This is a genomic window from Vibrio rumoiensis 1S-45, from assembly GCF_000286955.2.
In the GTDB taxonomy this organism is placed as follows: domain Bacteria; phylum Pseudomonadota; class Gammaproteobacteria; order Enterobacterales; family Vibrionaceae; genus Vibrio; species Vibrio rumoiensis_A.
The window spans coordinates 189,905-204,177 of the sequence record NZ_AJYK02000082.1 but is presented as its reverse complement, the minus strand read 5'-3'; the positions used below and the strand labels follow the sequence as shown (position 1 = coordinate 204,177).

Sequence of the window (14,273 nt, the reverse complement as noted above, 5' to 3'; positions counted from 1 at the left end):
TTCTTTTCAACTCTATATTTCCCAACGTTTTTAATCTAATGTTAATGAATGTTATGCTAAAATATAGCATTTATATGTATTTTTTTCTACTGTCGCCACACATTACATTAGGTAAACAAGGGTAATATACTGAATTATTAAGGCTGAGACTGAGGACAGGGTATGGTTGGTATGGTTACAATCTCCGCACAAAATGCTGATTTTGCACACTGTACGGAGGGTAACATATATGATGGCTTGTAGGGACCTAGCTTAAAAGACTGGAGATACTCCTAGTCGCAAGGTTACATTTATAATACTCATACTAAACAAAGAAATCAAGGTGTGTAATAGTGTGGTTAAATCAACCATCTTCGGACTGCTCCTTCATGTTTTTAAACATATGAATCAGCTTTGCATTAATACAAATAACCAAATCACATTAACCTCTTTAATCAATAACTAAAATGGTTAAACAAGTTAATGGCTTAAAGCAAAACAGCCTTGCGACATGGCAAGGCTGTTGTTCAAAATGATGTAACCGTCGGTATTTTGTAAAAGGTTTTATTAGCCCTACCCCGCTTACTTTCGAGTAGGTTATCTTCAAACATTTTTTTAAGCGCTTTACCAATAGCCCTAACTTGGTTTTTACCTATATCGCAATAGCTGCATACATCGGTTGCGGTCATCCATTCAAAATCTCGGTTTTCCATTTCTACATCGATAAATTTATCGTATAAAAGTTCATACCAGTTGCCTTTGAAATCGTGCGTTTTATTCACCTCGGCTACTCTGGCTCTTTCGGTATCCGTTAGATCCCACGACTCACCATTCGCATATTTAAACCGAATTTCTAACCAAAACTGCTTAAGTTTTTCGGTTTCGATTTGGTTTAATCGTCCGTTGTTATATTCCCAACCTAATATTCGGTTAATTTCATCTAGGTTTATTTGGTTTAAAAGCTCAATCACAGCGTATCGGCTCGACCCTGTATCATCCCGTAAAAATTCGGTTCCGTTTACGGTTGCAATGTAAACGGTTTGCCTTTTCTTTTTGATATCAGACCGACCATAAGGCGGCCTAACCGTATCGACTTCTCTGGTTAAAAAGGCTTTCAATGCGCCTTGGTTGTTTTTAGACGTTCGCTCTAACTCCCCTAATTCAACAATTACGCTTCGAATACAGGTTAGAACCGAATCTTTGTTATCAGGGTTAAGCTCTGCACCTTCTAAAAACGAACCGCTGAACACATCGGCAAACCGCTTAATAAAGGCAGTTTTTCGAAATGATTGACCACCTTGCAGAACTGGTACTAATTTTGAGCTAAATCTCGGTTCATAAACCGCAGCGACAACCGAAATAAAAAACTTAGTCATGACTATTTCGGCTAACTCTGGATCTTTACTGTTCATTGCGGCAATTACAGGCTTAACCCTATCAATACCATCCCATTCACTACGGTTTAAATATTGCTTAAAAGGATGATATTCATTGTTTTCTGCTAATGCTGTTAAGTGATCATCAATCGTTGATTTAGGTAAGCCAGCTTTTAAACATTCACTTAAAAGCATACTGCGTTTTCTTTCAAAGCTGATATCTAAAGGTGAGCCATCTTTCAATAGCTCAATTTCATTATTCATTTGATTAACAGAAGGCGTTATTCCTAATGATTTGGTTAAAACTTCAAAGTTATCAAGCGTGCTGATCGGTTTGCCGTTCATGGCTAAATCAGGGTAATAACATTGCGCCTGTACGTTTGGTTTTAGTTCGAAAACTTGTTCACTCATTTCCATCATAATTTATCTCCATCTTTCCCTATGAATTAAGCGGTATGAGTGAAAATTCGACCTTCAATAAAAGTGTCGAGATCTTTTAAAGTGTAATAAACCTTACGACCGACTTTGATGAAAGGTAAATGATAACGACCAGTGCTCGCCCAAACAGCTAACGTGCCTTCTGTTACACCTAAATATTCTGCCGCCTTTTTACGGTTAAGTTTGTTACCAAAGCGACCTAAGTTAATGTTTGTATTTTCCATGTTTAATCTTCCTTAATAGTGTTATCCCGAATTGGATGAAACAAAATTAAGGTTTATGAGAATTACAGACAATCAATTGAGGGGTACGGGTTTTTAACGTGATGCAGAATGAAGGGCTTCCAAACCCCTTATAGTATATGGCTTCCTCTTAGGTACGGATGGTAATTTGTGATTTTAAAAAAGCTAAAAACAACCATTAACATGATTGCTTTTAGCAACATATATCGCCCTAAACTATTTTAAAGTTAGTCACTATGCTTTGAACTCGTCCACCTAAAAATGAGCCGCTTACCTCTAGGTCTAGCAAACAAGGAAATCTCAGTTTTGCCAATTCTGGTATTAACCCCTCATTAAATGCTATTTGGGTTAATTCGTAGCCTCCACAAGAACGAATTGTATAATTACTTGAGCCAGTTGATTGTATTGGTTTAGCTACTAACAAAGTCGAAAAGTCAAAATCTCGATTATTCTTTTTTGAATAGCCATACGCTGAGTTATACCCTAAAACAATCAGTTCACTATTTGTCTTGGGTTTTAACAATTCAGATTTAGAGACTAGCCCTAACTTACTAGAGACAGCAGAGATAATCTTTTCATCAAGTATTGAAACTTCAAATCTAAGGTCATTTTTTAAGTTTGCTTTCATTGCTTCATGATCAGGGTGATATGCCCAGTATCTTGGAGCATCATAAATGACACCTTGCTTTAAAGTATCAAGTGTATCCATTGCTGAAAAATCAGACATATCGATTACCAACATTGGTGTACCGTCTAGCTTTACTTTCTCAAGCTTTTCCTCTGAGACATCATTACTCACCACAATTTCTATATATAACTTTTTACCTGATTCATTGCATGTCACATCAGGAATAAACCCGATAGATGCTAATTCTAATGAAACACTGTCCACACTTAACACTTTCGATTCTTCTATATGTGACTTTTTATGGACTTGATCGCTAATATCATAAGCCTCCACACTAACCTCATAGGTAGGCGTAGAAATTAAGCATTCCCATTCTATAATTTGCTTACTCAGGCGATGTAATACTGACTCGTTACAACTGTCACCATCTCCATTATGGTGAGCAAAATGATGCACTTTTACATCCCCTTTTTTTGCAATCAAAGCTCCTTCACAACTTAAACAGATACTTTCACACTCCAAGCCTCTTTCGACATCATCGATAAAAACAACGTTTCCATTCTTTAATCCATACGCCATTGTATTCAAATCGTTCATCATTTTTCCTCAAGTATTTTCTATAAAATGCAAACTACGTTGTTTGCGGTCAACTTGAAGATGCTCTCAAAACACTGATAGATATAGGGTATTAAGGGGGGTTACCCTGTATTATCCCCCTTAATTTAGTAGATGAGTTCAGAAAATGAATACGGAAATCAAACAACTGGATGAGGCGATCCAAGTCGCGGAAAAATTTTGGGATGAATACAATAATAAAGATAAAGTTAATAACTGTTGGAGTGTATTTACAGGCTTATTACAGTTAACTCAAACCTGTCCAGCCTTAGAAGCTGAGAAAATTGATGAGTGCTTCTTTTCAACAAAAGAACTAGCGGAAAAACTCAGTGAATTAAACCAGAAACGATATGACTTTTATCAAGGTAATAGTAAAGAGATAACCCGACTTTACAATGAGGTTACAAAGCGTCTTGATGAAGTAAACAGCCGATTAATTGAAATTGCACACGAGATAGGCGTAGCTGTTATCCCTTCAATAGAAAAAACACAAACGAGTGGAGGTCAAGGTAACCAGTCTTCATATCGCTTTATTGCCCTTCCTATCAATAAAATTGAAATACGTAACATTAATTCAGATACCAATGAAGAAAATTTAAGCTCGTCTAATATTCAATACCATATTGAATCTACACCTAAATTACCTATCTGGTCTCGTTGGCTTAATGACATCGACATGAAAAAATATCGCCTACCTATGCTGCTATTAACCATTAGCCCAGTATTGGCGATGATGATTTTTGTCATCTTATTTTGGATTTCTTTAAGCTATGACATCCCTTATCACTCAATCACCATGGTAAGCTTATTTACCTATAGTGGTATATTCTGCCTATGCTTTCATTACTTATTCTCGCTGATTAATTTCAATATAGCTTTATTGCCAGATTGGATGCTTCCGCTTCGCCTTAAAGCAGCAACCCTACGATATGAACTGCATGAACCGAATAATGAACATATAAGTACAATCAGAAAGTTATGTGTGAAAGTTTATACTGGTAAATGCTCTATTTGCTCACATAGAATTTACCTCCAAGCAAAAGGAGTACCGTTCAATAAACGAATCATCGGTGTATGTAGTAATAATCCAATTGAGCATCGATTTAGTTTTGATTACACCACACTCAAAGGTGAGAAGATTACACGTTAATTTCGCTGTTTTTTCAGCTTGTTGATTTGCTCACTTAAAGCGGATTTTTCGAGGTTTGGAAAGGTTGTTTTTCGTGTTTCTACTTTAGGTTTTTCACCATCAATAGACTTATAGGTGATTCTTAATTCAAGTTCATTTAATGGCTGCTTAGAATCTAATACATCATCTAACGCTACCGTCTTGCCTTGGTAATAACGTTTGTAATTGGTATACACTCGATTTGCGGCTTTTTCTGAATAACTGCCTTCTAAGCAGACGGTGAGAAATAGAATAAACTCACTAGAGCGAGAAAGTTTAATCTCCTTCGACCAATCCTTCCAAAGCTTAGTTAATACTTCATAGCGGTAATAATTGCGGCTCTCTGGCGTTGTAACGTTTAAAGTCTGCTTCCCCGTGTCCAATTCACGCTCATAGACATAAATCCCTTTCTGATGCTCAATAAAGGCTTTTAGCTGCTTTTGAATACTTTCTATTGGCTGGCTACCTAACGGATAACTCTCTGCTAATAATTCGGATATTTCAGAATATGATCGGGCATCCTTAGATTGAACCTCATCGAGTAAGCTTTGAGCCTTACCAAGTAATTGAATCACAGTTTTGATGGGTTTTAATTCAGGCACTGCGGGAACTTGCTTTAATAGACTTTCGCACTCTTTCACTTGAAGAGCAGACAGACCTAAACTTTGTAATTCATGTTGTTGAGATTTAGACAGAAAGTTCGCCATACCAATCATCGTTATATTCTAAGAGATAACCATAAATTACCGAATAATGATGGTCTTTAGTATTGAGTAGGCTAGATTTGCGAAAAGGTACTCATTACTTAAAGATATTGTAGGAGCAAGAAAGATATTTTAGGATTATCAGGTTGATATGATTATTTAACGAAACTTAATTTGAGCGGCACGGCATAGGCACGGCAGAAAAAGAAAAAGCCTCGTAAATACATGATTTACAAGGCTTTTCTTTGAATAATGGTACGCCCTACAGGATTCGAACCTGTGACCACCTGCTTAGAAGGCAGGTGCTCTATCCAGCTGAGCTAAGGGCGCTTTAAGTGGGGAATTATACGAGATGAAGCCGTAAGGTCAACGCCTTTATTCTATATAGTGTGTTGATTGCTGAAAAAAAGCGCATTGTAATAAATACGTTAGAAATTAAGTTGATAATGCAAACGTTTGCGGCATGGATATTGATCACGTTTTTTGCAATAATACGCCGCGTTATCAACTTAGTTCGCTTCTGGTCTTAGAGAAGATTGTAAGGAAAACCATGACTGCTCAAATTATTGATGGAAAATTAATATCTCAAACGGTTCGTTCGGAAGTAAAAGCTCGTGTACAAGCCCGTATTGAGGCTGGTCTACGCGCTCCCGGTTTAGCCGTACTTCTTGTGGGTAGCGATCCTGCTTCTCAAGTGTATGTGGGGAGTAAGCGCCGAGCTTGTGAAGAAGTTGGATTTATTTCAAAGTCTTTTGATTTACCCGCGACCACTTCTGAGTCTGAATTATTAGAGCGTGTAGATGCATTAAATGATGATCCTGAAATTGATGGTATTTTAGTACAACTGCCTTTACCTGCTGGTATTGATAGCACTAAGATTTTAGAACGTATTTCACCTGAAAAAGATGTCGATGGTTTCCACCCATACAATGTGGGTCGCTTATGTCAACGTATGCCTAAACTTCGCTCATGCACACCTAAAGGCATTATCACTCTTTTAGAGCGTTATAATGTCGATTGTTACGGCAAGCATGCGGTAATTGTTGGTGCCTCCAATATTGTTGGTCGTCCAATGACTTTAGAATTATTACTTGCAGGTTGTACGACTACGACCTGTCACCGCTTCACTAAAGATCTAGAAGGTCATGTTCGCCAAGCGGATATTTTAGTGGTTGCTGTCGGTAAACCTAACTTTATTCCGGGCGCTTGGATTAAAAAAGGTGCGATTGTGATCGATGTAGGTATTAACCGCATGGAAGATGGCAAACTCATTGGTGATGTGGAATATGATGTAGCAAAAGAGAACGCTAGTCATATTACACCTGTTCCGGGCGGTGTTGGCCCAATGACAGTGGCGAGCTTAATTGAGAACACGATGCTTGCGTGTGAGAAATTCTCTAAATAAGCGTTTGAAGTTTGAAGTTTGAAGAATAAAAGAACCCCCTTGCTAATCACTTAGCAAGGGGGTTCTTATCAATTGCGGGTTATATTATTTTGATTCTAATGCTTTATCCGCTTCTGCTTTCTCTGGCTCTTCTTCTCTTTTCTTGCCGAAGATCTTCATGACCCCAACATAGAAAAGTGGTACGAAGAATATCGCTAAGAAAGTCGCCGTAAACATACCACCAATTACCGCTGTACCAATCGCATGACGTGAGTTTGCACCTGCGCCAGTACTGGTTGCCAGAGGTAATACTCCAAGAATAAACGCCAGTGATGTCATTAAGATTGGACGTAAACGCATACGACAAGCTTCCATCGTTGCCTCGACCAATCCCATCCCTTTGTCGTATAAATCCTTGGCGAATTCAACGATCAAGATGGCATTTTTGGCGGATAACCCTATGGTGGTCAACAGCCCCACTTGTAGGTAAACATCATTTTCTAGGCCACGCATTAACGTCGCACCAAGTGCACCAAGCACACCTAATGGTACAACTAGCATAACAGCCATCGGTACCGACCAGCTTTCATACAAAGCGGCTAAGCTTAAGAATACAACCACCATTGAAATTGCATACAGCATTGGTGCTTGTGAACCAGATAAGCGTTCCTGGTATGACATACCAGTCCAACTTACTGCAACCCCGTCAGGTAAAGTCTTCGCAATTCTTTCAATTGCATCCATAGCATCACCTGTACTGTAACCCGCTTTTGCTTCACCAAGCACTTCAACGGCTGAGTTACCATTATAACGTTGTAAGTTAGGTGAGCCGGTTCCCCAATGCATGTGGCTAAAGGCATTGAATGGCACCATTTTGCCTTGCCCATTACGAACATACCAGTTGTCTAAATCATCTGGTGTCATTCGGTAAGGTGCATCACCTTGAACATAAACACGTTTGATACGGCCATTGTCGATAAAGTCATTCACATAAGATGAACCCCAAGCTATCGATAATGTGTTATTGATATCATCAATACTGACATCTAAGGCTTTGGCTTTCTCGTAATCTAAGTCGATAAAGAACTGAGCGGTATCTTCTAAGCCATTTGGACGTACTTTTTGCAATGCTGGATCTTGAGCCGCTTTTTGCAATAGCATATTACGCGCTTGCATCAGTTTTTCATGGCCAAGACCCGCCCTATCTTCTAGGAAGAAGTCAAAACCTGTCGCCTGCCCTAGCTCACGAATGGCCGGAGGGTTAATCGCGAAGATCACTCCTTCTTTATTCTGGCTAAAGTGCTTCATGGCGCGACCAATGATCGCATTCACATCTTGAGATGGATTGGTTCGTTCAGACCAATCTTTCAAGCTTACGAAACCCATACCGGCGTTTTGGCTTTGGCCAACAAAGCTATAACCACTAACTTGGAAGAACGCGTCCACGTCGTCTTTTTCTTCGGTAGCAAAGTATTCACGCACATCGTTCATGACTTTCTCAGTACGCTCTAACGTCGCACCAGAAGGTAGCTGAACCATAACCATAAAGTTACCTTGGTCTTCATCCGGCAAGAAGCTGGCTGGAATCGAGGTAAATAACCAACCAATTAATGGCAACATGGCTAAATAAATAATGAAGATACGCTTAGGACGCTTAAGGATTTTTCCTACGCCTGATGTGTATTTTTCACTTGAACGGTTAAAGCTACGGTTGAACCAGCCGAAAAAACCAGTGGTTTTCTCACCGTGGCTTTGTTTCAACATAGTGGCACACAATGCCGGTGTGAAGATCATAGCAACCAACACCGACAGCACCATAGAGGCTACAATCGTCAACGAGAACTGACGGTAAATCGCACCAGTAGAACCACTCATGAATGCCATTGGAATGAATACGGCTGAAAGCACCATGGCAACACCAACCAAAGCACCAGAAATCTCGCCCATGGCTTTACGTGTGGCTTCTTTTGGTGGCAGATTTTCTTCTGCCATTACCCGCTCAACGTTCTCTACCACTACAATGGCATCATCCACCAGCAAGCCGATGGCCAACACCATACCAAACATAGTTAAGGTGTTGATACTAAAGCCTAGTGCTGCCATAACACCAAACGCACCAAGTAATACAACAGGTACTGCAATGGTTGGGATCAAGGTTGCGCGAAGGTTTTGTAAGAACAAGTACATTACCAAAAATACCAATACAATGGCTTCTATTAAGGTATGTACTACTTCTTCAATTGATAATTTCACAAATGGAATGGTATCCATTGCTTTTACCATCTTCATGCCATGTGGCATGGTTTTTTCTAGCTCGGATAATTTAGCATCAACCGCTTTTTGCGTATCAATCGCGTTCGCGCCAGTTGCTAATTGAATCCCTAAGCCCGATGCGCCTTTACCGTTATAACGGGCAAGGACACTCATGTCTTCGCCATTTAGCTCAACACGCGCAACATCTTTCACTCGGACTTGCGAACCATCTGGGTTCACTTTCAGTAATATATTTTCAAATTGCTTAGTACTTTCTAAGCGGTTTTGAGCAGTAATTGTGGCATTAATCAGCTGGCCTTTAACAGCAGGCGCACCACCTAATTGACCTACGGTTACTTCGGTGTTTTGAGCTTGAATTGCTTGTGAAACGTCAATCGGTGTCAGTTGGTAACTGGTCAATTTCGCAGGATCTAACCATATACGCATCGCATATTGAGAACCAAACACTTGTACCGAACCAACTCCGTTAATACGACCAACCGGATCGGCAATGTGTGAGTTTACGTAATCTTTTATGTCATCAGATGTCATGCTGCCATCGGTTGAAATAAAACCAATAACAGACATAAATGATGATGACGTTTTACGAACACTCAATCCTTGTTGCTGTACTTCGCTCGGTAATTGGCTCATCGCCTGTTGCAACTGGTTTTGCACTTGCACTTGCGCGATATCGGGATCAGTACCCAATGCAAATGTTAATGTAACCGTAACTGAACCAGAAGAACTGCTTGATGAAGACATGTACAACAAGCTATCTAAGCCTGTCATGCTTTGTTCAATGACCTGCGTTACTGAGTTTTCAGCCGTTTTCGCTGATGCACCAGGGTAAATAGCACTCACTTGAATTGCTGGTGGTGCAATCGTTGGGTATTGCTGAACCGGCAATTTAATCACTGCCAACGCCCCTGCAAGCATAATCAAGATTGCGATCACCCACGCAAATATAGGGCGATCAATAAAAAATCTAGCCATGTTTTTCGCTACCTATTATTTTGCTTTTTCTGATTGAACGGCAGGTTTCGCTGCTGATTCTGCTGGCATTACTTTCACCGGTGCACCTGGGCGAAGCTTAATTAGGTTATCAGAGATAACTTTATCGCCTTCTTTCAGACCTGATGTGATTACCCACTCGTTGGTATTAACCGTTGCGCCAATAGTAACTGGGTGAGGTGTTACTTTGCCGTCTTCTGCTAGCATTACGGAGGCTTGGCCATCTTTACTGAAAGTCACTAAAGATTGAGGCAAAGTAATCATAGGTTGATTGTCTGCGGTGGTAATTTTCGCGCGAACAAACATACCTGGCAGTAATATTGATTTTTCATTTGGCACTACGGCACGTAGCGTCACACTACCGGTTGAACTGTCTACTCTTGTACCAGAAAAAGTAAGTTGCCCGTCTTCACCATATAAAGACCCATCTTCTAACAATACCGATACTTTAGGATTGGTATTGTCGCCTAAGTTTTTCTTAACACGAGCCATCGCTAATGACGATTGGGTTAAATCCACATAAATAGGATCTAAGGCTTGGATCATGGTTAAAGGCGTTTCTTGATTGGTGGTCGCTAGTGCACCCTCTGTAACGTTTGAGATATCAATACGGCCAGTGATCGGCGCTTTTACTTGGGTATACGAAAGTGAAATTGTCGCGTTATCCAACGCTGCTTTTGCAACCGCAGACTGAGCTTTGGCTTGTCTCCAATTGCCATCGGCGGTGTCATAATCTTCTTGGCTAATTAATTTACGCTTCACAAGATCGCTATAACGAAGCGCGGTTTTACGAGAGACTGACTCATCAGCTTGCGCTTTCAATAATGCGGCTTTCGCACTGTTTACGTCCGCTTGGTATGGCGCAGGGTCGATTTGGTATAAAACATCCCCTTTTTGAACAAGCTGGCCTTCTTCAAATAATCGTTTTTCGATAATACCCGTAACTTGAGGGCGAACCTCTGCCACGCGTTGTGAAACAATACGCCCAGGCAATTCCGTAAAGACGGTGGTTGGTTTTTGCGCCACATTAATGACTTGAACAGGTAAAGCTTGAGGTGTGGCAGGTGCAGATTTTGCTGAATCATTTTTAGTATCGCAACCGGCCAACGCTAACACGAATAAGACAGATAGTGATCCGGTAGAAAATCGTTTGGTGAGCATAATTGTTTCTCAAATTTAGTTACTAATAATATCGATAATAGCAATCATAAAAAGGTAAAAAAGTATTTCTAACGTGGCAAGGTATACCTAACGTTGCATTAAATAAATCAAAACTTAGCTTGTTTACATTAATTTACGCTAAACATTAGGTATTACGGCATTAGTCTTCAGCAATGCTGTCTGCCAATGTGCTCACCGCAATTGCAAAATAATAAGAACGGTTCCAGTGCATCAGTACATTGTAGTTGTTATAAACTAAGTAGCTGCGGCCAATTTCATCATCGGGCATCACAAGCCAAGCTTTTATGTCTTCTTCTAACTTAGGCAGTGGCGAACCATCTAAGCTGGTGATCCCAAGCTTGCTCCATTCTTGCAAGTACTTACCTTTGTCTTCTTCACGGCCTTGTAGTTCCGGATCAATACCTTGAGGCACACGAATTTGCCTCCCCCATGTGTATTTATCATCCCAACCTTCGGTTTTTAAATAGTTTGCGGTTGAAGCAAACACATCTTCGGTGGTGGTCCAGATATCTTTTTTGCCGTCACCATTACCATCTGCGGCATAGTGCAAAAATGAAGTTGGCATAAATTGACATTGACCCATCGCGCCAGCCCAAGAGCCTTTCATATCGTCAGCACTGATATGCCCTTCATCGATAATTTGTAATGCGGCCATGGTTTGTTTGCGGAACAACGCTTCACGGCGGCCATCAAAGGCAAGCGTTGAAAGTGCTTCAATCACACTATAGTTACCGGTAAATTTGCCAAAATTACTTTCTACACCCCACAAGGCGACGATGAAACGTGGTTGAACACCATATGCCTCACCAATACGTTTAAGCTCATCAAAGTGCTCGTGATAAAGACGCTTCGCTTGCTTTACTTTCCACTTCGGCACAGCTCTTGGAATGTATTCATCTAAGGTGAGCTTTTTCTCTGGCTGGTTATTATCCGCAGCAACCGCTTTAGGCTTAAATGTCACATTTTTAAACGCGGCATTAATGGTTGAATCACTGATGCCTTTTTCTTTGGCTTCTTGTTTTAAGCCTTGAATATAAGCATCGAAATCGGTTTCTGGTGTTGCCAAGCTTTGAAAGCTCATCACGCTACCAAGTAGTAAAGCAGCAACACTGATTAATTTGGTTTTCATTCCTATCCTCTATAACAATTCTACAATTGTGATTTACGAGATTTATGTTCTTCGAGTAAGTTGACTGGTGGCGGTGGAAGCTGTAAGAAGAACCCTTCCTCTTTCAACGACACTTTGACTTTTTCGATATCGACTAAGGCAAGTTTACGTCCTTCCATTTTCATCACCATGACAAAAATGGGTTTGCCGAACATGCCAAGTAATGCTTCAGGTACATCCGAAAAATCATCTTTCTTCGGAATATAAAGATACATGCCTTCTTTCTTGCTGCTTTTATAAACGGAACACAACATAACTATCCTTTTTTGCCTTTAATATAGGCAATCTAAACTCGTAAATAGACTTTCTCTTGGAATTAACCGTGTTTTTAATCATTATGATGTCATTTGACAAGCAATTAACCCAACGACACCTTAGGTAGACTATAACATTGACAGTCTTTTTAAAGTTAAAACATTCCATTGATTATTGATGGTCTAGTATTTAACACACTGTTTTCAACACACGCATTCAACTTTCAGAGTAATCGTCTATATGGCTACAAAACCCGATTTAAAAGGCAGTAGCTTTGCTTTATCTGTCCTTCAGTTAACGGAAGATAACGTAGAAAGCTGCCTACAATTTTTACACAACAAAGTGAAGCAGGCACCTGCTTTTTTCACCCACGCGCCTTTAGTTATCGATATTGAAAAAACACAACAAATTGACATAGATTTTGCTTCTTTACGTCAAGGGATTGTGAACGCTGGAATGATTCCCGTTGGTATTACCGGTTGCAAAAGTAGCAGCGTTAAAGCAGCCGTGATCGAGGCGGGCTTTGCTGTCATGTCGAATAGTAAAAATAGCTATCAGCCACCTGCTGAATTAGTCCCAACCAAAGTAATTCGAACGCCAATCCGTTCTGGGCAACAAGTTTATGCCAAAGATACAGATTTGGTAATTTTAAGCCATGTTAGCGCTGGAGCAGAAGTGATTGCGGATGGCAGTATCCATATTCATGGAACGTGTCGAGGAAGAGCGATTGCAGGGGCAAACGGTCAGCAAGGCGCAAAAATAATATGCCAAGATCTTCAAGCAGAATTGGTTTCGATTGCTGGTAATTATTATTTAAGCGATCAAATCAATAGCGAATTTTGGCAACAGAAAGTGATTTTGTCGTTACAAGATGAAACCTTACACTTTGAAAAAATATCATAATATTAATAGCTTAATTGTTGGCACGGATACTTTAGATGTTTAAGCAGGCATGCTACATTCTGCTTAAATGATTACACAGCCTCATCCTTTCATACCAGTGATGAAATTGGGCTCAAAAAGTGAACATCTATATTTAACAAAAGGAAATAAAATGGCACGTACTATCGTCGTGACGTCTGGTAAAGGAGGTGTAGGTAAAACTACCTCTAGCGCAGCGATTGCATCTGGGCTCGCCTTGCGAGGCAAAAAAACCGCGGTTATCGATTTTGATATCGGTCTACGTAATCTCGATCTCATTATGGGTTGTGAGCGTCGTGTCGTTTACGATTTTGTTAATGTCATCAACGGTGAAGCAACGCTAAACCAAGCTCTCATTAAAGATAAGCGCTGCGAAAATTTATACATCCTTCCAGCCTCTCAAACTCGTGATAAAGATGCGTTAACTCACACTGGTGTAAAACGTGTTTTAACTGAATTACATGACATGGGTTTTGACTTCATTATTTGTGACTCTCCTGCTGGTATCGAGCAAGGTGCGCTAATGTCACTATACTTTGCAGATGAAGCTGTAATTACGACCAACCCTGAAGTCTCTTCGGTTCGCGATTCAGACCGTATTTTAGGCTTGTTAGATTCTAAATCATTACGCGCCGAGCAAGGGCTTGAACCAGTTAAGCAACACTTGTTATTAACGCGTTATAACCCTGCTCGTGTCAATGCTGGTGAAATGCTAAGCGTGGAAGATGTTGAAGAGATTTTGCATATTCCATTATTAGGTGTTATTCCTGAGAGCCAGTCAGTACTGAATGCATCCAACAAAGGTGTGCCAGTTATTCACGATGATGAATCAGATGCCGGTCTTGCTTATAGTGACACTGTCGATCGCCTTCTTGGGCAAGAGAAACCATTTCGTTTCTTGACCGAAGAGAAGAAAGGCATCTTTAAGCGTTTATTTGGAGGTTAA

Annotated in this window: 12 protein-coding genes and 1 tRNA gene; 4 read left to right on the top strand and 9 right to left on the bottom strand. The window is 40.2% G+C overall.

Annotated elements, in window-relative coordinates; all coding sequences use genetic code 11:
• Positions 1-506 precede the first annotated feature (506 nt).
• The 3 genes from A1QC_RS11740 to A1QC_RS11730 all read right to left on the bottom strand — a co-directional run bounded on the left by A1QC_RS11740 (position 507) and on the right by A1QC_RS11730 (position 3,260).
• Entirely contained in the window at positions 507-1,775 is a 1,269-nt protein-coding gene (locus tag A1QC_RS11740) for a VapE domain-containing protein (protein ID WP_017026016.1), read from the bottom strand.
• A 26-nt stretch (positions 1,776-1,801) separates the two neighbouring features.
• Positions 1,802-2,017, bottom strand: coding sequence for a helix-turn-helix domain-containing protein (locus A1QC_RS11735; RefSeq protein ID WP_017026015.1), 216 nt, complete (start codon positions 2,015-2,017; stop codon positions 1,802-1,804).
• 229 nt (positions 2,018-2,246) lie between these two features.
• Positions 2,247-3,260: a hypothetical protein gene (locus tag A1QC_RS11730; RefSeq protein WP_017026014.1), complete on the bottom strand. Its 1,014-nt coding sequence runs from the start codon at positions 3,258-3,260 to the stop codon at positions 2,247-2,249.
• A 145-nt stretch (positions 3,261-3,405) separates the two neighbouring features.
• Here A1QC_RS11730 and A1QC_RS11725 point away from each other — a divergent pair, with 145 nt between their 5' ends.
• Positions 3,406-4,428: a hypothetical protein gene (locus tag A1QC_RS11725; protein WP_017026013.1), complete on the top strand. Its 1,023-nt coding sequence runs from the start codon at positions 3,406-3,408 to the stop codon at positions 4,426-4,428.
• Here the strand turns inward: A1QC_RS11725 and A1QC_RS11720 are convergent.
• Together A1QC_RS11720 and A1QC_RS11715 are read right to left on the bottom strand one after the other, a co-directional pair.
• A complete protein-coding gene (locus A1QC_RS11720; RefSeq protein WP_141706009.1) occupies positions 4,425-5,153 on the bottom strand; it encodes a hypothetical protein in 729 nt (242 codons plus the stop codon). The genes A1QC_RS11725 and A1QC_RS11720 overlap by 4 nt on opposite strands.
• Before the next feature lie 250 nt (positions 5,154-5,403).
• A tRNA-Arg gene (locus A1QC_RS11715) sits at positions 5,404-5,480 on the bottom strand.
• Between the two features lie 220 nt (positions 5,481-5,700).
• Here A1QC_RS11715 and folD point away from each other — a divergent pair.
• Positions 5,701-6,555: a bifunctional methylenetetrahydrofolate dehydrogenase/methenyltetrahydrofolate cyclohydrolase FolD gene (folD, locus tag A1QC_RS11710; protein WP_017026011.1), complete on the top strand. Its 855-nt coding sequence runs from the start codon at positions 5,701-5,703 to the stop codon at positions 6,553-6,555.
• 84 nt (positions 6,556-6,639) lie between these two features.
• Here the strand turns inward: folD and A1QC_RS11705 are convergent, their stop codons facing one another.
• The 4 genes from A1QC_RS11705 to A1QC_RS11690 all read right to left on the bottom strand — a co-directional run bounded on the left by A1QC_RS11705 (position 6,640) and on the right by A1QC_RS11690 (position 12,405).
• A complete protein-coding gene (locus A1QC_RS11705; RefSeq protein WP_017026010.1) occupies positions 6,640-9,783 on the bottom strand; it encodes an efflux RND transporter permease subunit in 3,144 nt (1,047 codons plus the stop codon).
• Between the two features lie 15 nt (positions 9,784-9,798).
• Positions 9,799-10,962, bottom strand: coding sequence for an efflux RND transporter periplasmic adaptor subunit (locus A1QC_RS11700; protein WP_017026009.1), 1,164 nt, complete (start codon positions 10,960-10,962; stop codon positions 9,799-9,801).
• A 160-nt stretch (positions 10,963-11,122) separates the two neighbouring features.
• On the bottom strand, positions 11,123-12,064 hold the full coding sequence (locus A1QC_RS11695; RefSeq protein ID WP_431305850.1) for a lytic murein transglycosylase: 942 nt from the start codon (positions 12,062-12,064) through the stop codon (positions 11,123-11,125).
• Between the two features lie 68 nt (positions 12,065-12,132).
• Positions 12,133-12,405, bottom strand: a complete 273-nt coding sequence (locus A1QC_RS11690; RefSeq protein ID WP_017026007.1) for a YcgL domain-containing protein — start codon at positions 12,403-12,405, stop codon at positions 12,133-12,135.
• A 241-nt stretch (positions 12,406-12,646) separates the two neighbouring features.
• On the opposite strand from A1QC_RS11690, the gene minC reads away from it, so the two are divergent.
• Positions 12,647-13,309, top strand: coding sequence for a septum site-determining protein MinC (gene minC, locus A1QC_RS11685; protein WP_017026006.1), 663 nt, complete (start codon positions 12,647-12,649; stop codon positions 13,307-13,309).
• A gap of 151 nt (positions 13,310-13,460) precedes the next feature.
• The gene (gene minD / locus A1QC_RS11680; protein ID WP_017026005.1) at positions 13,461-14,273 is read left to right on the top strand and encodes a septum site-determining protein MinD; all 813 of its coding nucleotides are present in this window, start codon (positions 13,461-13,463) and stop codon (positions 14,271-14,273) included.